21 protein-coding genes and 1 tRNA gene are annotated in these 21,703 nt (G+C 70.8%); 11 read left to right on the top strand and 11 right to left on the bottom strand.

Annotated features, from left to right (window positions below; translation table 11 throughout):
* Nucleotides 1–64 precede the first annotated feature (64 nt).
* The 3 genes from EJV46_RS02210 to EJV46_RS02200 all read left to right on the top strand — a co-directional run bounded on the left by EJV46_RS02210 (nt 65) and on the right by EJV46_RS02200 (nt 2,981).
* Nucleotides 65–400: an FKBP-type peptidyl-prolyl cis-trans isomerase gene (locus tag EJV46_RS02210; RefSeq protein WP_131546952.1), complete on the top strand. Its 336-nt coding sequence runs from the start codon at nt 65–67 to the stop codon at nt 398–400.
* A 122-nt stretch (nt 401–522) separates the two neighbouring features.
* Nucleotides 523–2,265 (top strand): NAD(P)/FAD-dependent oxidoreductase, encoded by a 1,743-nt coding sequence (locus EJV46_RS02205; RefSeq protein ID WP_131546951.1) that lies wholly within the window; start codon nt 523–525, stop codon nt 2,263–2,265.
* A 119-nt stretch (nt 2,266–2,384) separates the two neighbouring features.
* Complete coding sequence (locus EJV46_RS02200) at nt 2,385–2,981, top strand: hypothetical protein (RefSeq protein WP_131546950.1); 597 nt, start codon at nt 2,385–2,387, stop codon at nt 2,979–2,981.
* A gap of 83 nt (nt 2,982–3,064) precedes the next feature.
* Here the strand turns inward: EJV46_RS02200 and EJV46_RS02195 are convergent, their stop codons facing one another.
* The 4 genes from EJV46_RS02195 to EJV46_RS22630 form a co-directional block, all read right to left on the bottom strand.
* Nucleotides 3,065–4,042, bottom strand: coding sequence for a tripartite tricarboxylate transporter substrate binding protein (locus tag EJV46_RS02195; protein ID WP_131546949.1), 978 nt, complete (start codon nt 4,040–4,042; stop codon nt 3,065–3,067).
* 303 nt (nt 4,043–4,345) lie between these two features.
* Nucleotides 4,346–5,146: a MetQ/NlpA family ABC transporter substrate-binding protein gene (locus tag EJV46_RS02190; RefSeq protein WP_131546948.1), complete on the bottom strand. Its 801-nt coding sequence runs from the start codon at nt 5,144–5,146 to the stop codon at nt 4,346–4,348.
* Nucleotides 5,147–5,199: 53 nt separating this feature from the next.
* Nucleotides 5,200–5,406 (bottom strand): hypothetical protein, encoded by a 207-nt coding sequence (locus tag EJV46_RS02185; RefSeq protein WP_131546947.1) that lies wholly within the window; start codon nt 5,404–5,406, stop codon nt 5,200–5,202.
* A gap of 333 nt (nt 5,407–5,739) precedes the next feature.
* Nucleotides 5,740–5,895, bottom strand: a complete 156-nt coding sequence (locus EJV46_RS22630; protein WP_165585287.1) for a hypothetical protein — start codon at nt 5,893–5,895, stop codon at nt 5,740–5,742.
* Between the two features lie 460 nt (nt 5,896–6,355).
* Between EJV46_RS22630 and EJV46_RS02180 the strand changes: the two genes are divergently transcribed.
* From EJV46_RS02180 to EJV46_RS02165, 4 genes are all read left to right on the top strand, one after another.
* The gene (locus tag EJV46_RS02180) at nt 6,356–7,324 is read left to right on the top strand and encodes a tripartite tricarboxylate transporter substrate binding protein (RefSeq protein ID WP_131546946.1); all 969 of its coding nucleotides are present in this window, start codon (nt 6,356–6,358) and stop codon (nt 7,322–7,324) included.
* 4 nt (nt 7,325–7,328) lie between these two features.
* The gene (locus tag EJV46_RS02175; protein ID WP_131546945.1) at nt 7,329–8,312 is read left to right on the top strand and encodes a tripartite tricarboxylate transporter substrate binding protein; all 984 of its coding nucleotides are present in this window, start codon (nt 7,329–7,331) and stop codon (nt 8,310–8,312) included.
* A 69-nt stretch (nt 8,313–8,381) separates the two neighbouring features.
* Complete coding sequence (locus EJV46_RS02170) at nt 8,382–9,098, top strand: DUF1028 domain-containing protein (protein ID WP_131546944.1); 717 nt, start codon at nt 8,382–8,384, stop codon at nt 9,096–9,098.
* Complete coding sequence (locus tag EJV46_RS02165) at nt 9,095–10,063, top strand: tripartite tricarboxylate transporter substrate binding protein (protein ID WP_131546943.1); 969 nt, start codon at nt 9,095–9,097, stop codon at nt 10,061–10,063. Before EJV46_RS02170 ends, EJV46_RS02165 begins: the two co-directional genes overlap by 4 nt.
* A gap of 9 nt (nt 10,064–10,072) precedes the next feature.
* Here the strand turns inward: EJV46_RS02165 and EJV46_RS02160 are convergent, their stop codons facing one another.
* The 7 genes from EJV46_RS02160 to EJV46_RS02130 form a co-directional block, all read right to left on the bottom strand.
* Complete coding sequence (locus EJV46_RS02160) at nt 10,073–11,068, bottom strand: tripartite tricarboxylate transporter substrate binding protein (RefSeq protein WP_131546942.1); 996 nt, start codon at nt 11,066–11,068, stop codon at nt 10,073–10,075.
* Nucleotides 11,069–11,184: 116 nt separating this feature from the next.
* Complete coding sequence (locus EJV46_RS02155; RefSeq protein WP_131546941.1) at nt 11,185–11,943, bottom strand: hypothetical protein; 759 nt, start codon at nt 11,941–11,943, stop codon at nt 11,185–11,187.
* A 156-nt stretch (nt 11,944–12,099) separates the two neighbouring features.
* The gene (locus tag EJV46_RS02150; protein WP_131546940.1) at nt 12,100–12,723 is read right to left on the bottom strand and encodes a response regulator transcription factor; all 624 of its coding nucleotides are present in this window, start codon (nt 12,721–12,723) and stop codon (nt 12,100–12,102) included.
* Nucleotides 12,723–14,930, bottom strand: a complete 2,208-nt coding sequence (locus tag EJV46_RS02145; protein WP_165585286.1) for an ATP-binding protein — start codon at nt 14,928–14,930, stop codon at nt 12,723–12,725. The genes EJV46_RS02150 and EJV46_RS02145 overlap by 1 nt, the downstream gene beginning before the upstream one ends.
* A gap of 109 nt (nt 14,931–15,039) precedes the next feature.
* Nucleotides 15,040–15,996 carry a tripartite tricarboxylate transporter substrate binding protein gene (locus tag EJV46_RS02140; protein WP_131546938.1) on the bottom strand — a complete coding sequence of 319 codons (957 nt, stop codon included), beginning with the start codon at nt 15,994–15,996 and terminating at the stop codon, nt 15,040–15,042.
* Between the two features lie 66 nt (nt 15,997–16,062).
* Nucleotides 16,063–16,138: transfer RNA gene (locus EJV46_RS02135), tRNA-His, on the bottom strand.
* A gap of 127 nt (nt 16,139–16,265) precedes the next feature.
* A complete protein-coding gene (locus tag EJV46_RS02130; protein ID WP_131546937.1) occupies nt 16,266–17,456 on the bottom strand; it encodes an aminotransferase in 1,191 nt (396 codons plus the stop codon).
* Nucleotides 17,457–17,746: 290 nt separating this feature from the next.
* Between EJV46_RS02130 and EJV46_RS02125 the strand changes: the two genes are divergently transcribed.
* The 4 genes from EJV46_RS02125 to EJV46_RS02110 all read left to right on the top strand — a co-directional run bounded on the left by EJV46_RS02125 (nt 17,747) and on the right by EJV46_RS02110 (nt 21,693).
* On the top strand, nt 17,747–18,085 hold the full coding sequence (locus tag EJV46_RS02125; RefSeq protein ID WP_131546936.1) for a P-II family nitrogen regulator: 339 nt from the start codon (nt 17,747–17,749) through the stop codon (nt 18,083–18,085).
* Nucleotides 18,086–18,219: 134 nt separating this feature from the next.
* Nucleotides 18,220–19,644 carry a type I glutamate--ammonia ligase gene (glnA, locus tag EJV46_RS02120; protein WP_131546935.1) on the top strand — a complete coding sequence of 475 codons (1,425 nt, stop codon included), beginning with the start codon at nt 18,220–18,222 and terminating at the stop codon, nt 19,642–19,644.
* Nucleotides 19,645–19,975: 331 nt separating this feature from the next.
* On the top strand, nt 19,976–21,094 hold the full coding sequence (locus EJV46_RS02115; protein WP_131546934.1) for a mandelate racemase/muconate lactonizing enzyme family protein: 1,119 nt from the start codon (nt 19,976–19,978) through the stop codon (nt 21,092–21,094).
* Nucleotides 21,095–21,096: 2 nt separating this feature from the next.
* Entirely contained in the window at nt 21,097–21,693 is a 597-nt protein-coding gene (locus EJV46_RS02110; RefSeq protein ID WP_131546933.1) for a GAF domain-containing protein, read from the top strand.
* Nucleotides 21,694–21,703: the final 10 nt, after the last annotated feature.

The following is a 21,703-nucleotide window of genomic DNA, read 5'->3' as shown; positions in this document are numbered from 1 at the left end:
TGAACTGAGGGCCCTGGCGCTCCGGCGCCACGGGCCTGAAGCCATTTCACCGGAAAGAATCGCCATGATCACAGACATCAAGGAAGGCACGGGCGAAACCGCCGTCGCCGGCAAGCAGGTCGCCGTCCACTACACCGGCTGGCTCTTCGACGAGGCCGCGCCCGAGAACAAGGGCCGCAAGTTCGACAGCTCGCGCGATCGCGGCGACCTCTTCCGCTTCCCGCTCGCCGCCGGCCACGTGATCGCGGGCTGGGACGAGGGCGTGCAGGGCATGAAGATCGGCGGCCAGCGCCGCCTCGTGATCCCGCCCGAGAAGGGCTATGGCGCCCGCGGCGCCGGCGGCGTGATCCCGCCGAACGCGACGCTGGTTTTCGAGGTGGAACTCTACGAGATCGGCTGAGGCCGCCTCGATCCGCGTTTCCGAACGCCGCCGGCTCCGGCCGGCGGCGTTCGTCGTCCGGGGCGGTTGACGGCCCCGGCCAACTCCGCTCGGCTCGGGAAAACCGATCGAGGAACGCCGCCATGAACGTCATGGATCGTCCGGCCAGCAGCACCGCCGCCGCCTGGCTCGAGGCCTTCGACAAGGCCATGACCGCCGGTGACGCCGAGGCGGCCACCGCCCTATTCCTGCCCGATGGCCATTGGCGCGACGTGCTCGCCTTCGGCTGGGACATCGTCACCAGCAATGGCGCGGACGCCATCGCGGAACGCCTGCGCGCGGCGCTGGACCGCACCCGGCCCCGCGGCGTCCGCCTCTCCGGCCGCACCCCGCCGCGCCGCGTGAAGCGCGCCGGCACCGAGTGCATCGAGGCCATGTTCACCTTCGAGACCGCGACCGGCCCCTGCGAGGGCGTGCTGCGCCTCGTCACCGCCGAATCCGGTACGCGCGCCTGGATCCTGCTCACCACGCTCGACGCCATCCGGGGGCACGAGGAACGGCTCAACCGCGCGGGCGCAGGCGAGGCCGACTACCAGCGCGACTTCGGCGGCGAGAACTGGCTCGACAAGCGCCTCCGCCACCAGCGCTACGAGGATCGCGAGCCCGCCGTGCTGGTGATCGGTGCGGGACAGTCGGGGCTCGGCATCGCGGCGCGGCTCGGCGCGCTCGGCGTGGACACGCTGGTCGTCGACCGGCAGCAGCGCATCGGCGACAACTGGCGCAAGCGCTACCACGCGCTGACGCTGCACAACGAGGTGCACGTCAACCACCTGCCCTACATGCCCTTCCCGCCGACCTGGCCCGTCTTCATCCCCAAGGACAAGCTGGCCGGCTGGTTCGAGGCCTATGCCGAGGCGATGGACCTCAACGTCTGGACCGGCACGGATTTTCGCGGCGGCGACTGGGACGAGGCCGGTGGGCATTGGCGCGTCACGCTGCGCCGCGCCGATGGGAGCGAGCGCCTGCTGAAGCCGCGCCACCTCGTCTTCGCGACGGGCGTCAGCAGCATCCCGGTGAAGCCGAAGCTCCCGGGCCTCGAGGACTTCGAGGGCACGATCCTGCATTCCGGCGCCTATACGGAAGGCGCCGCCTGGGAGGGTCGCCCGACCCTGGTCCTCGGCAGCGGCAATAGCGGGCACGACGTGGCGCAGGACCTCGCGGCCAGCGGCTCGAAGGTCACGATCGTGCAGCGCAGCCCGACCTACGTGGTCGGCATCCGTGAGGCGCAGCGCGTCTATTCCATCTATGCCGAGGGCATTCCCTTCGAGGATTGCGACCTGCTGGCGATGGCCTCGCCCTTCCCGGTGATGAAGCACGGCTACCAGCTCTCGACGGCGCATTCGCGCCAGGTCGACAAGCCGCTGCTCGATGCGCTGGAGGCGCGCGGCTTCAGGCTCGACTACGGGCCCGACGAGACCGGCTTCCAGATGAAATACCTGCAGCGCGGCGGCGGCTACTACTTCAACGTCGGCGCCTCGGACATGATCGTGGAGGGCCGCATCGGCCTGCTGCAGTTTGCCGACATCGACCGCTTCGTCACCGGGGGCGCCAGGCTGAAGGACGGCTCGGTCGTGCCGGCGGAGCTGCTGGTGCTGGCCACCGGCTACCTCAACCAGCAGGAGGTGGTGCGCCATTTCCTCGGCAGCGCGATCGCCGACCGCATCGGCCCCGTCTGGGGCTTTGGCGAGGATGGGGAGCTGCGCAACATGTGGCGTCCAACCGGCCAGGACGGCCTCTGGTTCACCGCCGGCAGCCTGGCGCAGAGCCGCATCTACTCGAAGGTGCTGGCACTGCAAATCCAGGCGCGGGAACTCGGTCTGGCGTGACCCTGTCCCATCATCCGTGGAAAGGCTGACACTGCCCTTATATGCAGGACGCGGCATATGTTGATGCGGGCCCGGAACGGGGCGATGCTTTCGCACGGCCACATCGCCTGGGGAAACGCATGCGTCCAATCACCGCGATCCTGCTCGCCCTGCTTCTGACCGCCTGCGGCACGACGCAGTACCCTATGCCCTACGCGCCGACCTCGCCGGTGACGGCCCAGCAGCCGCCGGGGCCCGTGGCCCGCACGGCGGCGGTGCGGAACAGTCGCGCCACCGGCGGCGAGGATCCCGTCTGGATCGGCACCATCCGCGGCGGCTACGGCAATCCGATCAGGACCCTCCAGGCCGACCGTCCGCTGGACCAGGCGGTGCAGCGCGCCTTCAACGACGGGCTCGCCGCGCGCGGCTGGCTGGCGCAGCAGGCTCCGCGCGTCGAGATCGAGATCACCATTCGCGAATTCGTAGCCAACCGATATGTCCGGCTGGAGGCCACGGCGGAGCTGGAGCTCGTCCTGCGCGAGCGCGGCAGCGGCCGCGTCCTCTGGCAGGACCGGGAGAAGGTGAACAATGTGGAGGGCAGCATCCTCGCGCTGGATACGGGCGTCTTCGCCGATCCGGCAGGGCTGCATGCGCTCATGCTGCGGACGATGAACCAGGCGATCGACCGCCTGCTCGACCGGCCGGGCTTCGCGGCGGCGCTGCTCCAGGCGCGGTAGCGGGGCGGCGCTTCGGCTCCCGGGCCCGCGGCCTATCGGACCCAATCGTGCGAGTAGGCCGGGGCGTCCCTGACGCCGCGGCGTCACTCCGCCCGCAGCCCCGCGCGCCGCACCACCTCGCCCCAATGCGCGATGTCCCGCGCGGTCGCGGCCGCCATCTCCGCCGGGTCGCCCTGCAGCACCGTGAGGCCCAGGCTCACCAGCCGCTGCTGGATGTCCGGCATGGCGTTGATCTTCCGGAACTCCTCGTTCAGCCGCGCGACGGCCCCGGCGGGGGCACCGGCGGGCACCATCAGCCCGTGCCAGGTCGTGCTGACGAAGCCCGGCATGCCGCAGGCCTCGGCCACCGTCGGCACTTCCGGAACCTGCGGATGGCGCTCGGCCGAGGTGATGCCGAGGATGCGCACGCGCCCCGCACGCATGTCCTCGATGACCGTGCCGCTCTGGTAGAAGAAGAACTCCACCTCGCCCTGGTAGAGCGCGATCATCGCCGGCGGGCCGCCGCGATAGGGGACGTGCTGCACCTGCAGCCCCGCCGCCTGGAGGAACTGCGCCGCGGCCAGGTGCGTGGAGGCGCCCGCGCCGCTGCTGGCATAGTTGAGCTGGCCCGGCCGGGCGCGCAGCGCCGCCATCAGGGCGCGGCAATCGGTGTATTGCGGGCGCTGCGCGGTGCTGACCGTCAGCACGTTGGGCGCGTCGAAGACCCGCATGACGGGCAGCAGGTCGCGGGCTGGATCGATCGGCATGCGCAGCAGCAGCGGATTCACGGCGGCGAGGCTCGTGGTGGTGAGCACCACGGTGTGCCCGTCGGCGGGCGCGCGGGCGACCGCCTCGGCGGCGATGTTGCCCGTGGCCCCCACCCGGTTCTCGACGGCCACCGGCACGCCGAGGGCGGCCGAGATGCGCGGCCCCGCCAGCCGCAGGTAGACGTCGCCAGGCGTGCCGGGCGGGAAGCCGTAGATGAAGGTGACCGGGCGCCCCGGGACGGGGAAGGTCTGGGCCTGCGCGGCGGATGAGAGGGCCAGCAGGCCGAGCAGGGCATTCAGGATCAATCGGCGCATCCGGGCCTCGTTGGGTTGGGGTGGCAGGCCGTGCGGGGCGCCGCTTCTTGGACGCCGACGGCGCCAGGGGCGAGCGAAGCGCGGATGGGCGCGTTCGTAAAGGCCGATCTTCACGGGCAGCGCCTCGGGACGTCCGGCGGGTTGCGCCGCGAATGATTCACGATCCCGGATGGCGCCTGCCGGCCGCTTCAACGAGCCAGCCACGAGGCGGTGCGGGCGGCTGCGCGGGCAAGGTCATGCGAGACGAAGCGTCTCCGGAGGCGTCCTGGGAAGCAGGATTCCATCAACGACCCCCGTGCCGCCTCAGGCGCCGACGATCACCGCGCCGCCGAAGGTCGTCTCCACGAAGGCCTTCACCTCCGGCCGCGCATAGCCCCGCGCGACCCGCTGCGCCCAGGCCGCCGGCGCATCCGCGCGGCGCACCACCACGAGGCAGGTGTACACGCTCTGCTCCGTCTCCCGCGCCAGCGCGTCGCGCAGCGGGTTGAGCCCGGCCGGCACCGCGAAATTGCCCGTGATCGCCGCCGCATCCACGTCGTCCAGCGCGCGGACGATCGAGGCGGCCTCCAGCTCCACGATCCGGATGCGCTTCGGATTGGCCGCGATGTCCGCGACGGTCGCGCGGTGGTCGGCGCCGGCGCGCAGCGTGAAGGCCCCGTTCTGCGCCAGCAGGAGCAGCGCGCGGCCGCCATTGGTCGGGTCGTTCGGGATCGCCACGCGCGCCCCGCTCGGCAGCGCGTCGAGGCTGCGGTGCTTGCGCGAGAAGACGCCCATCAGCGTCAGCACCGTCTTGCCGACGGAAACGAAGTCGTAGCCGCGCTGGGCGCGCTGCGCCTCGAGGAAGGGCAGGTGCTGGTAGGCATTGGCCTCCAGGTCACCGCCGGCCAGCGCCGCATTGGGCTGGATGAAGTCGCCGAACTCGACGGCGCGCGTGAAGAAGCCGTTGGCGGCCAGCAGGTCGCGCACCTTCTCGAAGGTCTGGGCATGCACGCCCTGGGTGACGCCCACGCGCACGGGCCGGGCCTGGGTGCCGAGCTCCCCGGATTGGGCGGCGGCGAGGCCGGGCAGCAGGGCGGGCAAGGCGAGGATGGAACGGCGCAGCATGGGCGAACTCCGGGGGAAGGCCCAGGCTCGTCGGTGCCCGGGCAGAAGGGGGGTCAGGACCAGCGGGGCGGCGGGCCGGGCTGGCTGCGGCGCAAATGGGCGCGCGCCGCCACCTCGATCTCCTTCGCGCTGCCGAAGCTCGCGCGGTCGAGCGGCTCGAGGCGGGCATCGATCGCGATCAGGAACCAGCCCGCCTCCTCGTCCTGGGCGGCGACGGCGACGAGGGATCCGGCGTCGGTCACGGGCACGGAAAGGCGCATGTGCAACTCCTGCGCCGGAGCGGCGCGCGGCAATTGGAAGTGCGAAGGCGAGGCAGGCCGCAGTTCAGCCATGGCGATACATCCCGCCAGCCGGGACGCGCAGGGTCCGGAAGCTGTCCGAGGCATCGCCTTCTCCTCTGTGAACTGGAGCGGCATCTTGGCGGGATCCGACGCCCTTCAAGGCCCGACGCGGTGAATTCATCCTTGCCGGAAAGTGGCCGGAGCCCGAAGGCCCCGGCCAAGGTCATGGGAGGAAACGCTAGCAAGGCGTCGCCTGACACGGCCCGAAGGCCGCTCCGCCGGCGACAAGCGGAGAGGGTGCACGCGTAAGATCTAGGACGCGAAACTGGCGGCCAGGACAGCGTGCGCGATGTCCTCGGACGGCGGCGGGTAGCCGGCGTGCAGCACGAGGCCCAATGCCGCGGTCCAGAAGAGGGCCAGGAGGGGAAGGGCGAAGCCGGCGGCTTCAGCGAGTTCGACGAGCGACATGGGTGGATCCGGAAGGGTCAGGAAGGGCGGGGCGCGTTCACACGCGACAACACCCGCCAGCTTGGATCGTCCGATGCGTGATCATGACGAAGGATTATGCGACCAATCGGTATAGGTCAAGCTCTTTCCACGAGCTTATATGTATATTTTTAGCTGGCCCGAAAACTGTATAATACGCTGTAAATAAACATCTATTTTAAGACATCAGGATGACGGTGGGGGCGAAATCCTGCCGGATCGACGAGAGTAATGCATTTTACATTGTAAAATAATATTTCTATCCCGTAATCCGGTGTCATATTGCGGCCGTCAGCCATCACGGAGCCATCGCATCCTCGCCATGTCCGCAGAACCACCCGTTCCCGCGAAGCATGTTGACGCGGCGCGATGTCGGAAGGCCGCCCGGCGCGCCTGACGCGCGGTCCGCACCGCCATCCCCTCCTTCCATCGGAACTGTCCCATGCTTCATCGCCGCCACATCCTGGCCGCCGGCGCGCTCCTCGCCGCACGTCCGGTCCAGGCCAAGACCTTCCCGCAGCGCCCGCTGCGTCTCGTCGTCTCCTCCGCGCCCGGCGCCAGCCTGGACGCGCTGGCCCGCATTCTCGCGCCCACGCTATCGGCCCGCCTCGGCCAGCCCGTGCTCGTCGAGAACCAGGGCGGCGCAAATGGCCTCCTCGCCGCCCAGCAGGTCGCCCGTGCCGAACCCGACGGCCACACCCTGCTGCTGACCGGCGACGCCATCATCCTCGCCGCCCTGGCCGAGCCGCGCGCCGGCATCTCCTTCGAAAGCTTCGCGCCGGTCATCCATGCCGTGCGCGCCGCGCAAATCCTGGTGACCCATCCCGGCACCGGAATCCGCGACATGGCGGGCTACCTGACCGCCATGCGCGCGCGGCCGGGCGGCCTGAACGTCGGCATCGCGGCCCAGGCCGGCATCGCCCAGGTGGTCCACGAGCTGCTGACCGCCCGCCTTGGCGACCTCCGGGTGGAATTCGTCTCCTATCGCGGCGGCGGCCCGGCCGCGACCGACCTCATCGCCCGCAACACCGATGCTGTCGTCATCACCCTGCCCGCGGTCACCGAATACATCCGCCAGGGCACCATGGTGCCGCTCGGCGTCAGCACCGGCGCGCGCGATCCTGCCCTGCCGGAGGTTACAACCTTCGCCGAGACCGTGGCGCCTGGCTTCGACGTGGATTCCTGGCAGGGCATCCTCGCCCCCGTGCGCACGCCGCCCGCCATTGTCGCGGCGCTGCATCAGGGCGTCGCGGCAACGCTGGCCGATCCCGCTGTCGCCGATCGCCTGCGCGGCCTCGGCTTCACCATCACGGCCCTGCCGCCCCAGGAGTTTGCCGCCCGGGCGGCGGCCTCCAGCGCGCAGGCCGCCCCCGTCATCCGCGCCATTGCCGAACGCTCTCCCCGAGGCTGAACCCATGATCCGCATCCCCCGCCGCGCGCTGCTCGCGGCCTCCCTCCTCGCCGCCCCCGCCATTCAGACGGGGGCCGTCCAGGCACAGGGCTTCCCGAGCCGGCCCGTCCGCGCCGTCGTCCCCTTCCCGCCCGCCGGCGGCGTGGACGTCTTCGCACGCGCCTTCGTGCCGGCCTTCGCGGCCGCGCTCGGCCAGGGCGTCGTCATCGAGAATATCGGCGGCGCCTCCTCGCGCGTCGGCAACCAAGCGGTGCTGCGCGCCGCGGCGGACGGGCACACCATCCTCATCACCAACGACACGCTGGCCGCCGTGGAGGCGCTGCCCATTCCCGGCAGCGGGCCCTTCGTGCCGGGGCTGGCGCCCGTGCTGCTCGGGGTAGCGGCCTCGCATGTGGTCGTGGCCCACCCGCGCGCCGGCCTGCCCGATGCGGCGGCCTATGCCGCGCGGCTGCGCTCGCGCCGCCCGGTGAATGTCGGCGTGCCCGGCCTGGGCACCGCGCATCATTTCGCCAGCGAGCTGCTCGGCCAGGCGCTCGGCGGCCGGCCCGAGCACGTGGCCTATCGCGGCGGCGGCCCGCTGCTGGTCGACGTGTTGGGCGGCACGCTGGATGCCGGCGTGGTCACGCTCAACGCAGCGCTCGACCACATCCGCGAGGGCCGCCTGGTTGCGCTCGGCGTCACCGGGAAGGAGCGCAGCCCTGCCGCACCGGGCATCCCGACCTTCGCCGAAACCGTCGCGCCGGAATTCGAGATCCGCACCTGGATCGGCCTGCTGGCGCCTGCCGGCACGCCCGCGCCGGCCCTGGCCGCGCTCCAGGCTGCGGGCCTTGGCGCCCTGCGCGATCCCCGTGTCGTCCAGCGGCTGAACGGCCAGGGCTTCGATGTCGAAGGCCGCGGGCCGGAGGCCTTCGGCGCCCTGGTCCGCGACACGGTCGCCCGCTTCGCCGCCGTGGCGGGCGCGGTCGGCCTTCGGCCGGAAGATGCCTAGCGGCCATAGCGATTTGCGCTCCGGAGGAGGAAGGCGCTAGCATTCCTTATAGGGAATGGAGCAGCTGCGATGACCTTCACAGTTCTGGGTTTCTGCGAGGAGACCGGGCGCCTCGGCGTCGCCATCGCGACCTACTCCCTCGGCGTCGGCGCCAAGTGTCCGCAGGCGCGCTCCAACCTTGGTGCCGCCAGCAGCCAGGCCTTCTCCAACCCGAGGCTGGCCCGGCTTTCGCTCAGCTTCCTCGCGCTCGGGCACGATGCGCGGTCCGCTCTGGCGGCGACGCTCGCGACCGACGAGTTCGCGGACTACCGGCAATGCGGCATCGTCGATCGCAACGGCGGCTCGGCCGCGCATACCGGGCCGAACACGCGCCCCTGGCACGGCCATCGCACCGGCCCGGGCTATGCGGTCTTCGGCAATGTCCTCGCGGGCGAGCAGGTGGTGGACGCCATGGCCGAGACCTTCCTGGCCACCAGGGGAGAAACGCTCGCCGAGCGCCTGATGCGCGTCCTGGAAGCGGGACGCGACGCAGGCGGACAGTCCGGCGGCAACGGGCACCTGCCGGAGCGCTCCTCGTCCCTGCTCATCCAGCATCGCGACGAGCAGCCGGAGCTCGACCTGCGGGTGGATTCCCACCCGCACGCCGTGGAGGAAATGCGTCGCATCTACGAGGAGTACAGCGAGTACCTGCCGCTCTACCGCATGCGCGCCGAGCATCCGCCCTCGGCCCCGCCGCAGGAGAAGTTCGTCGCCGAACTGGCGGCGCGCAAGGCCGCCAGGGCATGACATCGCGCCGCCCCCTGCTCGCCGCCCCTTTTCTCGCCTTGCCCGGCCTTGCCCAGGCGCAGGCGCGCTATCCGAACCGCCCCGTGCGCGTGATCGTCGCGCTGGCCGCCGGCGGCGACAACGACCTCGTCACGCGGCTGCTGACCCAGCGCATGTCGGACAAGCTCGGCCAGCCCTTCGTGGTGGAGAACCGCCCGGGCGCCGGCTCGCTGGTCGGCCACGAGGCGGCGGCGCGCGCGGCACCGGACGGCTATAACCTCATCATGAGCACGATCAGCGCCCTCGGCGCCAACCTCGCGCTCTACAGCCGGCTGCCCTACGACCCCGTGAACGACTTCGTGCCCATCATGCTGGCGGGCCTCGCGCCGGGCGTGCTGGTGGTCGGCGGCAGCAGCCCCTTCCGGACGCCGCAGGACATCGTCGCGGCCGCCAAGGCGCGGCCGGGCGTGCTGACCTTCGGCTCGGCCGGCAACGGCAACCTCACCCAGCTCATCGCCGAGGTCTTCAAGCGCGCAACCGGCATCGACGTCGTCCACGTCCCCTATCGCGGCATTCCCGATGCCCAGCGCGACGTCGCCGCGGGCCGCGTCGACTTCATGTTCGCGATCTCGCCCTCCTCCGTGCCGCTGATCGAGGGCGGGCAGCTGCGCGCGCTCGCGGTGACCTCGGCCACGCGGCTCGCGGTGCTGCCGCAGATCCGCACCATGGCGGAGCTCGGCTATCCGGATTTCGACATCAGCTCCTGGTACGGGCTGATGGCGCCGCGCGGCACGCCGCCGGAGATCGTCGCCACGCTGAACGAGGCCGCCAACGAGGCGCTGCGCGATCCCAACGTCGAGGCCAGGCTGCGCGGCATGAGCGTCACGCCCGGCGGCGGGTCGCCCCAGCAGTTCCAGGCCTTCATCGAGCGCGAGCGCGCCCGCTGGGTGGCCATCGTGCGCGAGGCGGGGATCACCGTGGACTGAGCGGACGCGCTACTCCACGCGGATGTCGTTCGCGCGGATCACCTGCGCATAGGTCTCGGTGTAGCGCCGGATCTCCGCGCCGAACTGCGCCGCCGGACGCGCCAGCACGGTGAAACCCGTCTCCTCCAGCCGACCCTTCACCTCGGGCCGCGCGAGCGCCGCGGTCCAGGCCGCCTCCAGCCGCGCCCGCGCCGCCTCGGGCACCTCGGCGCGCGTCAGCAGCCCGAACCAGCTGTCGGAAAGCACCAGGGGAAAACCCAGCTCCGCCATGGTCGGCACGTCCGGCAGCTCGCGGGTGCGGGCCTCGGCCGAGATGGCGACGGCGCGGAGCCGGCCCCCCTGCACCGGCTGGATCACATCCGGCAGGTTGGAGAACATGAACTGCAGCCGGCCGCCCATGAGGTCGGTATTGGCCTGCGCCGCGCCGCTATAGGGGACGTGGGTGGCATTGAGCCGCGCCAGCTCGCGGAACTGCTCGCCGCCCAGGTGGTTCGAGGTGCCGATGCCGTAGGAGCCGAAGGCCAGCCCGCCGCCCGGCCGCCGCCCGGCCTCCAGGAAGCCGGCGAAGTCCCGCGCCACGGAGGGATGCACCACCAGCACATGCGGCACGACGGTGCACATGGAGATGGGCGCGAAGTCGCGCAGCGGGTTGTAGGGCATGCTGGGCCGCAGCGTGATATTCGCGGCGAAGCTGTTCGCCACCATGATCATCGTGTGGCCGTCCGGCGCCGCGCGCATGACCTCCTGCGTGCCGACCACCGTGGCGCCGCCGGGCTTGTAGTCGATGACGACGGGCTGTCCGAGCTCCTGCTGCAGGAAGGTCTGCGAGAGGCGCACCACCGGGTCCATTGTGCCGCCCGGCGTGAACGGGATGATGACGCGGACCGGCTGCGTCGGCGACCAGCGCGATCCGTTCGAACCCTGCGCCAGGGCGGGCGAGACGAGGGTTGGCGAGGCAAGCATCGCGGCCGCGGCGGCGCGGCGGGTGAGGCGGATGGACGGCACGGCTTGGACCTCCTGCGTGGAGGTCCGATCCTTGCCGGGCGGAGATGCCGGTCAAGCGCGCTTCGGCTCGGAACATGGCTTTCCGTGCAAGCTTTGCCCAGCAAGCGCGCAAAGCGTCACCGGGCAGGCAGCACCCGCTCCACCGGCACGCCTCGGCAATCCATTTCGTATTCCAGGTCCTGCACCGGCGGCCGGCAGAACTGCCAGGCGAGGCCGTGCCGCGCGGCGCCGCGACGGACGATCTCGCTCGCCAGGAAGGGGTGCAGGTCATGCACCGTATAGACCTGCACGCCGGTCGTGTCGGCCCAGCCGAAGCCCAGCGCCTTCATGCGCCGCTCCATCTCGCCGAGCACGAATTGCCCCTTGCTCAGGAGCCCGGCCGGCGAGAGGTCGCCCAGCGCGATGGCGTGGTCTCGGTAATTGGCCTTGCCCTCCTGGGATTCGCCGCTGCCCGCGACCACGAAGCTCGGCGCCGCGCCGCCATCCGGCACCGTGTAGCTGAAGGCGTGGAAGGAGGGCTCGGCCGGCGGGGCGATCTCGGGGCAGACATTGCTGCGCGCCACGGGATTGTCGCCGTCCAGGAAGATGCCCCATTCCGTGAGCACGCCGCCGTAGATCTTGTTGAAATCGGCAAAGCCCTGCTCGGTGAAGGGGGCCGGCGAGCGCAGCTCGCAGGCGCAGAAGGCCGTCCTCGGCCGTCCTGCGGCCTCCAGCACCGCGGCAATGCGGGAAAAGCCCGCGGCCATCGGAACGGGGTCTGCGAAGCGCACGCGCTCGATGCGGAAGCCGGGCTCGGCCGCCACGCCCGCGGAGTACTGGTAGACCCCTGGCACGTAGCGGAAGCCGCGATCGGCGGCGAGGCGGGTCGAGGACATGCGGCGGGCGTCTCCGGCTGAGCATCTTCAAGTCCGGCGGAAGCGCCGGATGCCCGGAAAATGCGACAAAGCAAAGAACCGGAGCGGCAGCAGCCAGCGCAGCGGAAACCTCTCCGGATCCCGCGGATGCTGGACCGCCCCCGTGATGGCCGCAAGCTATCCTGCCCCGCCGATGCCGCCCTCAAGGCCGATCCGCACCGCCTCGGGCAGGCTGCGGACGCCGAGCTTCTCCATCAGATTCGCGCGATGCACCTCCACCGTGCGCGGACTGATGCCGAGCTCGAAGCCGATCACCTTGTTGGCCTTGCCCTCCATCAGCGCCGCCAGCACCTCGCGCTCGCGGGGCGAGAGCGCGCCGACCTTGGCCTGGGCCTGCGCCGCGAGCAGCCGCTGGCGATCCACCTGCCGCGAAGAGGCCAGCGCGCTGCCGACCGCCTCCAGGATACGCTCCTCGGCATAGGGCTTCTCGACGAAGTCCAGCGCTCCCGCGCGCATGGCCCGCACCGCGAGCGGGATGTCGCCATGGCCCGTCACGACCACCACCGGCAGCCGGATGCCGCGCCGCGACAGCACCTCCATGAGGAGAAGCCCGTCCATCCCGGGCATGCGGACGTCGAGCACGATGCAGCCCTGGGCCAGCCCGCCGGGCGCCTCCGCCGTCTGCAGCAGCGCCTCCGCGCTGCCATAGGTCTCCACCTGGTGGCCTGTGGAGCGCAGCAGCATCGCGAGGGACCGGCGCACCGCCGTGTCGTCATCCACCACATGCACCACGCGGTTCATCAGCCCGAGCCCTCCGCTGGGGCGAGCGGCAGGTCGATGCGCATCACCGTCCCTCCGCCCTCCCGCGCCATTGCCGTGATCCGGCCGGCATGCGCTTCGACGATCGCACGGCAGATGGCCAGTCCGATGCCCATGCCCCCCTCCTTGGTCGAGACGAAGGGCTCGAAGAGCCGCTCCTTCACCTCCGGCGGCAGGCCGGGCCCGCCATCGGCGAAGCGCAGCACCGCCCGCCCCTCCTCCTGCCGGAGCGAAACGGAGAGGCCGCGATCCTTCAGCCCCTCCGTCGCCTCGATCGCGTTGCGCAGCAGGTTCACGAAGACCTGCTGGAGCTGCACCTCGTCCGCCATCACGATGCAGCCGTTGATCGCGATGTCGAGCGCGATGGGCAGGCTCTCCTCGCCGCGCGCCGCGCAGATGAGCGCCACGCCGTCGGCCACGAGCGGGCCGAGCGCGACATATTTCTGATCGGTCTCCCCGCGGCCGATGAAGTCGCGCAGCCGGCGGACGATCTCGCCGGCGCGCTGGGCCTGGGCGGCGGCCTCCTGCATCGCCTCGCGCGCGGCGCCGATGCGCGCCGGATCCGGCGAATCGTCCTGCAGCCACCGGGCTCCCGCGCGGAGGAAGTTGGCGACAGCGGTGAGCGGCTGGTTGAGCTCGTGCGCGACGCCCACGCCCATGGCGGTGAGGCTGTCGGCACGGGCGATGCGCCGCATGGCCTCCTCGGCCGTGCGCAGGCGCTCCTCGGTGGCGCGGCGCAGCGTGACGTCGCGCGCCACGCTGACCAGCCCCGCGATGCGGCCCGACGAATCCCGCCAGGGCCCCTTCACGGTGAGGTAGGTGCGCGCCTCGTGCCCGTGGCCGGGCAGGACGACGCGGTTCTCGTATTCCTGGGTGATGCCACTGTTCATCATGGCGCGGTCGGTCAGGGTCATCTCGCGGGCCACGTCCGGGTGGGTGAGCTCCGCGTCGGTGCGGCCGATCACCTCGTCCTCGCTGCGGCCGAAGGCGCCGGCGGCGGCCCGGTTGACCAGCACGTAGCGCAGCTCCGTGTCCTTCACGAAAATGGCCTCGGGCACCGACTGCACCACGGATTTCAGCAGCCGACGCTCGTCCTCGGCCTCCCGCGTGAGCAGCAGGTTCTCCTCGGCCGCGCGGCGGGCGGCCTCGGCCTCGCGGCGGGGGGCGTTCTGGGCGGCGACGACGGCCGCGGCGAGCGCCTCGAACTCGGCCACGCGCGCGGTCCCGGGCGGCTGCACGGTCGTGCCGTCCACGAGGTTCTCGAGCGGCCGCATCAGCCGCCGGATCAGCAGCAGCATCGCGGCCACGGCCAGCAGCAGCAGCGCCGCCACCAGGCCCAGGCGCCAGAGCACGACCGGCTGCCAGGTCGCCCGCTCCTCCGCCTCGCCGACGCTGACGACGACGACCCAGTCGTTGATCGGCAGCCGCTTGAAGGCCATGACCGAGGGCAGCCCGTCGAGCCCCTCCCCCCGCAGGATGCCGCGCCGCCGGTCGCCGATCGCCTCCGAGATCCAGGCAGGGGCCGAGCGGGTGATGGTCCGCTCCGGATCGGGCTGGCGCGCGACCAGCCGGCTGGCCGGCCCCAGGATGAAGGCGGTCGAGCCCAGCGCGTCCGGCAGCGGGCGCAGCGGCTGCTCGATGCGGCTGGTGGCGAGCGGCATGGCCAGCGCGCCCCGGACCTGGCCGCCGCGGATCACCGGCACGGCGACGATGGCCAGCGCGCGGTCGATCTCCGGCATATAGACCGGCGGCACGAAGGTGGGACGGCCGGTGCGGGCGGCGATCACCGAGGCCGCCCCGTTGGGCACGCTGGGCAGCGGGCCGCCGAGGGGCTGGCCGGTGTTGACCGCCTGCTGGCCGAGATCCTCGATGGTGACCAGGATGACGAAGGTCTCGAGCTGTGCCGCCACCTCCCGCGCCTGCCAGTGAAAGGATTCGAGCCGCCATGTGGCGGGATCGAGATGCGGCGAGGTGGCGAGCGTGGTGAGCACCATCAGCGCGCCCTCCAGCTCCTCGTTCACGGCCAGGGCGGCCGCGCGGGAGCTGGTGGTGAGGTCGTCCTCGGCCTTGCGCTGGAGACGGACGGCGAGGTCGTAGGTCATGCCGCCGCCGAGCAGGAGGCCCGGCAGCAGCAGAACGGCGCCGAGCAGCGCCAGATGGCCGCGCAGCCCTCGTGCCGGCCTCCTCACCTGTCCTGCGCCAGCCAAATCCCGTCTCCGAGCCGCGGCGAGCATGGCAGAGCCCGCCGGGTTCGTCCAAGGCGGGACGCCCGGCACCAGGCCTCGTGCGACGCTTCCCTCAGCCCCCGGGCGCGATGCGGCCGCGCAGCAGTTCCTCCCAGCGGGCCACTTCGCGAGCCACGTAGGCCGCCGCCGCTTCTGGCGTGCTGGCGACGATCCGGTCCACGCCCAGGCCGAGCATGCGCTGACGCACGCCCTCCTGCGCGAGCGCCGTGGCCATGGCGCGCTGAAGGGCGAGCTTGACCGGCTCCGGTGTCGCGCTGGCGGTGAAGACCGCCTGCCAGACGTTCATCTCCGCATCCAGGCCGATCTCGCGCAGGCTCGGCACGTCGGGCAGCGCGGGGCTGCGGCCGGCGCTGGTGACGGCGAAGGCGCGGGCCTGGCCACTTCGGGCGGTCTGAACCCCGGTCAGGGCGACGTCGAAGACCAGACCTATGCGCCCGGCCGCGAGGTCGAGGGTGGCGGGCGCGCCGCCGCGATAGGGGATTTCGTTGAGCTGGAGCTGCGCCGCATGCAGGAAGAGCAGCGCGGCCATCTGCAGCGTGCCGCCCCCGCCGGTGCTCCCGTAGTCGTAGCGGTTGGGGTTGGCGCGGGCCAGGGCTATGAACTCGCGGACGTCGCGGGCGGGAAAGTTGTTCGCCACCAGCATGACCATGGGCATCTCGGAGAGCACCGAGACGGGCGCCAGCGCCGTCGTCACGTCGATCGGGGCATTGGGCACGACGAGGCGCAGCACCGCGTGGGAGGTGTTGTTGAAGAGCAGCGTGTGCCCGTCGGCTGCCGCGCGGGCTACCAGCTCCGAGGCGACGATGCCGGCGCCGCCCACCCGATTCTCGATCACGATGGGTTGCGGCAGATGGGACGCCATGGCCTCGGCCAGCACGCGGGCACCGACATCGGTGGCGCCGCCGGCCGAGAAGGGCACGACCATGCGGATCGGGCGATCCGGGAAGGCGGAGGCCGGCGCCGCGCCGAGCAGCGCGAGCAGGCCGAGGAGAAGGATACGGTGCATCATGGACGATTGTCTCCCGGTCTGGTTACCGGAAGCTTAATCGGACCAAGGGCATATGAATATGTCGGATGGGGCGATCGACGGGACTCGAACCCGCGACATCCAAGACCACAACCTGGCGCTCTACCACCTGAGCTACGACCGCCGCACGGCGCGCTGGATAGGCCCCCCGTGCGGGATGCGTCAACCCACGGTCACGGCCGCAAGCGGCGGTGGCGGATGATGGGGCGCTTTTCGCGCGCCCGGGCGGCGAGCGCCGCCTGGGCCGGCAATCACCCTGCCGCGCGCTGGGCGCCGGCCCGCCGCTCCATCCAGGCGCCGATGCGGGCCAGCGCCTCGCGCAGCACGCTCTCGTTCTTGCAGAAGGCGAAGCGCGCATAGTGGCTGGGCGGATTCGCGCCGGCATAGAAGGCCGTCACCGGGATGGCCGTGACCTTGGCCTCCTCGGTCAGCATGCGGCAGAAGGCCACGTCGTCGCCCGTGAAACCGATGGAGCGGATGTCGGCCGTGACGAAGTAGCTGCCCATGGCCGGCAGCACCTGGAAGCCGAGCGCCGTCAGCCCCTCCGCCAGCAGATCCCGCCGGTCGGCCAGCTGGCCGGAGAGTCCGGCGAAATAGGCGTCGTCCTTGGCGAGGCCCACCGCCACGGCCCGCTGCAGGTTGGGCGCCGTCGTGAAGGTGAGGTTCTGGTGCGCCTTGGCGACGTTGGGCGCCAGCGCCCGGTCGCAGGTGACGTAGCCCACCTTCCAGCCGGTCAGGTTGAAGGTCTTGCCCGCGCTGCCGATGCGGAAGCAACGCTCGCGCATGCCGGGCAGTGTCATCAGCGGGATATGCGACCAGCCGTCATAGGTCAGGTGCTCATAGACCTCGTCGCAGACCGCGTAGCAGTCGTGCCGCTGCACGAGGTCGGCGATGAAGGCGAGCTCGGCCGTGGTGAAGACCTTGCCGGTCGGGTTCATCGGCGTGTTGAAGAGGATGGCCTTGGTCCTCGAGGAGAAGGCCGCCGCCAGCTCGTCCCTCGGCAGTTCCCATTTCGGCGGGCTCAGGCGGACGAGCTTCGGAACGGCGCCGAGCAGCTTCACCACCGGTAGATAGGTGTCGTAGAGCGGCTCGATCAGCACGCATTCGTCGCCCGGGTTGAGCACGGCCATCAGCGCGGCGGTGATGGCCTCCGTGGCGCCGGAGGTGACGACGACCTCGGAGTCCGGGTCAACCTCGATGCCGTAGAAGCGCTTGTTGGCGGCCGCCACGGCCTGGCGCAGCTCCGGCACGCCGGTCAGCGGAGGGTACTGGTTGCGGCCGTCCATCAGCGCATCGGCCGCGGCCTTCACCACGTCGGGCGGTCCGTCATAGTCGGGAAAGCCCTGGCCGAGGTTGATGGCCCCGTGCTGCACCGCGAGGGCGGACATGACGGTGAAGATCGTCGTCCCCGTGGCGGAGAGGAGGTCATTCATCGGCTTCATCGGCAGGAACCTTGGATGGCTGGCGAAACGAGGAATCTAGCATGAGGGTCCTCCCCCCGCTGCGCAATGGTCCGGAACGAGACATGCCTTGAACGAAGGCAGCGTGCCCGTCTTTCAGGCGCTACCTTCCGGGAAAGGCATGACAAACGCCGTCACGGGCCGATTGCGCCCATGGCACGGCGCGTGCCAAACAGGGGCGGCTCGACGGGCATCGGCGCGCACCGCGCCCGGGGCCATCGGGGAAACGCCGCGGGCCGACCATCCGCCTGCGCCAATACGTGACGGATGCGATGAAGAAGATCGAGGCCATCATCAAGCCCTTCAAGCTCGACGAGGTGAAGGACGCGCTGCACGAGATCGGCCTCCAGGGCCTGACCGTGCTCGAGGCGAAGGGCTTCGGCCGCCAGAAGGGCCATACCGAGCTGTATCGCGGGGCCGAATACGTCGTGGACTTCCTGCCGAAGGTCAAGATCGAGGTGATCTGCGCCGACGACATGCTGGAGCGCGCCGTGGAGGCCATCCAGGCCGCCGCGCGGACCGGCCGGATCGGCGACGGCAAGATCTTCGTCTCCGACATCTCGGAGGTGATCCGCATCCGCACCGGCGAGCGCGGCGAGGACGCGGTCTGAGCTTCCAGGGGGCCTGACGCCTCCACGAGTTTCGTCCAGCGCTGGCCCTGGGGGCGTCCCTGGCTGGCGGTGGGCGGCTGCGCGGGCTCTCCGCGCGGGACATCACCTAGGGACGCAGTGAACAGGACAGAGACATGGCGATGAATTCCCCCGAAGCCGTCTCCAAGGTCATGGAAATGATCAAGGAGAACAGCGTTGAGTATGTGGACTTCCGGTTCACGGATCCGCGCGGCAAGTGGCAGCACACGGCCCAGCACGTCTCGACGGTCGAGGAAGAGACCTTCGAGGAAGGCATCATGTTCGACGGCTCCTCGATCGGCGGCTGGAAGGCCATCAACGAGTCCGACATGATCCTCATGCCCGACGCCGCGTCGGCCTGCATGGATCCCTTCTCGGCCAAGCCGCAGCTGATCCTGTTCTGCGACATCTACGAGCCCTCGACCGGCCAGCGCTACAACCGCGACCCGCGCTCCACCGCCAAGAAGGCGGAAGAGTACCTGAAGAGCACCGGCATCGGCGACACGGCCTTCTTCGGCCCCGAGGCCGAGTTCTTCATCTTCGACAACGTGAAGTTCGGCACCGGCGGCAACTTCGGCCACTTCTCGCTGGAGAGCATCGAAGGCCCCGGCGCCTCGATGAAGGATTACCCCGAGGGCAACATGGGCCACCGCCCGGGCGTCAAGGGCGGCTACTTCCCGGTGAACCCGGTCGACAGCGAGGTCGACCTGCGCGCCGAGATGCTGTCCACCATGATCGAGATGGGCGTCGTCGGCGAGAAGCACCACCACGAGGTGGCGCAGTCGCAGCATGAGCTCGGCACGAAGTTCGGCACGCTGGTCACCCAGGCCGACCACATGCAGATCTACAAGTACGTGATCCACAACGTGGCCCACAGCTACGGCAAGTCCGCGACCTTCATGCCGAAGCCGATCTATGGCGACAACGGCTCGGGCATGCACGTGCACCAGTCGATCTGGAACGAGGGCAAGCCCGTCTTCGCCGGCAACGGCTATGCGGACCTGTCGGAGACGGCGCTCTACTACATCGGCGGCATCATCAAGCATGCCAAGGCGCTGAACGCCTTCACCAACGCCTCGACCAATTCCTACAAGCGCCTGATCCCGGGCTTCGAGGCCCCCGTGCTGCTGGCCTACTCGGCCCGCAACCGCTCGGCCTCCTGCCGCATCCCCTATGCGACGAACCCGAAGGCCAAGCGCGTCGAGGTCCGCTTCCCCGACCCGACCGCCAATCCGTACCTCGCCTTCGCGGCGATGCTGATGGCCGGCCTGGACGGCATCAAGAACAAGATCCATCCGGGCGACCCGATGGACAAGGACCTCTACGACCTGCCCCCCGAGGAGCTGAAGGACATCCCGACGGTGTGCGGCTCGCTCCGCGAGGCGCTGGGCGCGCTCGAGGCCGACCATGAGTTTCTGCTGGCCGGCGACGTGTTCTCGAAGGACCAGATCGAGAGCTACATCGAGCTGAAGTGGAGCGAGGTGTACCGCTTCGAGCACACCCCGCACCCGGTCGAGTTCGAGATGTATTATAGCGTTTGATTGATGCCCTCAGACGCCGGGCGCGCGCTCCGCGCGCTTGGCTTCGCGCCGCCACGGTGGCGCGAAGCCGAACGGTAGTCCTGGGCGCGCCGGCCGCGCTTGCGGCCGGAGAGTTGGAAGCCCGTCGCCAGTTCTGGCGACGGGTTTTTTGTTGGGGTGCCCTCAGACGCCGGGCGCCGCCTCCGGCGGCTTGGCTTCGCGCCGCCGCAGTCGCGCGAGGCCGTCCGGTAGTCCTGGGCGCGCCGGCCGCATTCGCGGCCGGAGAGTTGGGAACCCGTCGCCAGTTCTGGCGGCGGGTTTTTCATTGGCGGGGAGTGTGGTTCCCTGCGCCATGAGCTTTGCCTGGCCCCTCCGGATCGCTGATGTCGCTGTCTGGCCATTGCGCATTCCGCTGAAGAAGCCGCTGCTGCTCGCCAGCGAGACGATCACCGACGCCGAAACCCTGCTGATCGAGCTGCGCGACGCCGAGGGTCGCTCCGGCTGGGGCGAGGCCAGCGTCGCGCCGACCATGACCGGCGAGGTGCTGGCCGGCATGGCCGAGGTCGCCGGGCGCTATCTCGGCCCGGCCCTGCTGCGCGAGGCGCTGCCCGATGCGGACGCGATCGGCCCGCGCCTGGCCCGCGCCATCCGCGGCAACACCGGCGCCAAGGCCGCCGCCGAGATGGCCGTGCTCGACCTCGCCGCGCGGCGCGCGGGGCTGCCGCTCTCGCGCTTCCTCGGCGCGCCGCTGCGCGATTCCGTGCCCGCCATTGCCATGATCGGCGGGGCCGACGACGCCTCGGTGCTGGCGGCCGCGCGCGCCGCGCAGGCAGAGGGCTTCCGACATATCAAGGTGAAGCTTGGACTGCGCGCCGATCCGCGGGAGGATGCGGCGCTCATCCGCGCGCTGCGCGCGGCACTCGGCCCGGAGGCCCATCTTTCGGGCGACGCCAACATGGCCTGGGACATCACGGCCGCGAGCGCCTTTCGCGCAGCCCTGCCCGAGGGCACGCTCGACTATCTGGAACAACCCCTGTTCGACGACGACCTCGCCGGCCTCGCCGTGCTGGCGCGGCAGCCCGGCTGCCCGATCTGCATCGACGAGGGGCTGCACGGGCTGCGCGACATCCCGGCGCATCGCGGACTCGCGGCCGGATTCGGCCTGAAGTCGATCAAGCTCGGCGGGCTGCTGCCCACCCTCGCGGCCGATGCGCTGCTGCGCGAGAACGGCATGCGCGGCACGCTGGCGTGCAAGATCGCGGAGACCTCGGTGGGCGCCGCCGCCGCGCTGCATCTCGCGGCCCTCCTGCCGGACGTCGAATGGGGCCTTAGCGTCACGCATGGCATGCTGGCGGAGGATATTATAAGGAATGGCGCCGTGACGGTGCGCGGCGGTCAGGCCATCCTGCCGCCCGGACCGGGGATCGGCGTGGTGCCGGATCCCGAGAGACTGTTGCGGTTCAAGGGTTGAGCATGAGCTTCGAACACATGGCGGGCTTTGCCCGGATCGCGGCCGAGGGCGCGGCGGCGGATGGGCCCGAGGAGGCGCTCTACGCCATCACCCGCGCCATCCCCGCCCTGCTGGGCGATCCTTCCGCGGCGCTGCGCCCCAATGCCTTCCGGGAGGATCCGCCGCCCAAGGTCGGCGCCGCCTGCACCGCCTTCATGCGCACGGCGGACGGGCGGCACCACATGATCGTGGCGCCGGTGAACTTCGCGCCTGAGCAGCATCACGAGCTGGTGGACATCCATCTCGGCCATCCGGGCGAGGTCGCCCACAGGCAGCAGCCGATGCTCCTGCGCGACACGGCGCTGCATGCGAGCTTCGTGAAGATCCTGCAGAGCTTCCGCGCCGGCTCCACGCTCTTCGCGCCGCTGATGTGGAAGGGCGAGTATCTGGGCGTGCTGATCTGCGCCAATGCCGCGCGCAACACCTTCGGCGAGGCGGATCTGGTCGCGCATCGCGGATTCGCGGCGCTGGCGGCCTCACTCTGGATCGCGCAGGGCGGCCGCGAATGGATGGCCGCGCAGGATCTCTCCATCCTGCCGCGGCGGTCGGTCGGAACCTGAAGCCCGGAAG

The sequence above is a fragment of the Roseococcus sp. SYP-B2431 genome (assembly GCF_004336745.1).
In the GTDB taxonomy this organism is placed as follows: Bacteria; Pseudomonadota; Alphaproteobacteria; order Acetobacterales; family Acetobacteraceae; genus Roseococcus.
This window is presented reverse-complemented; position numbering and strand designations above follow the sequence as displayed.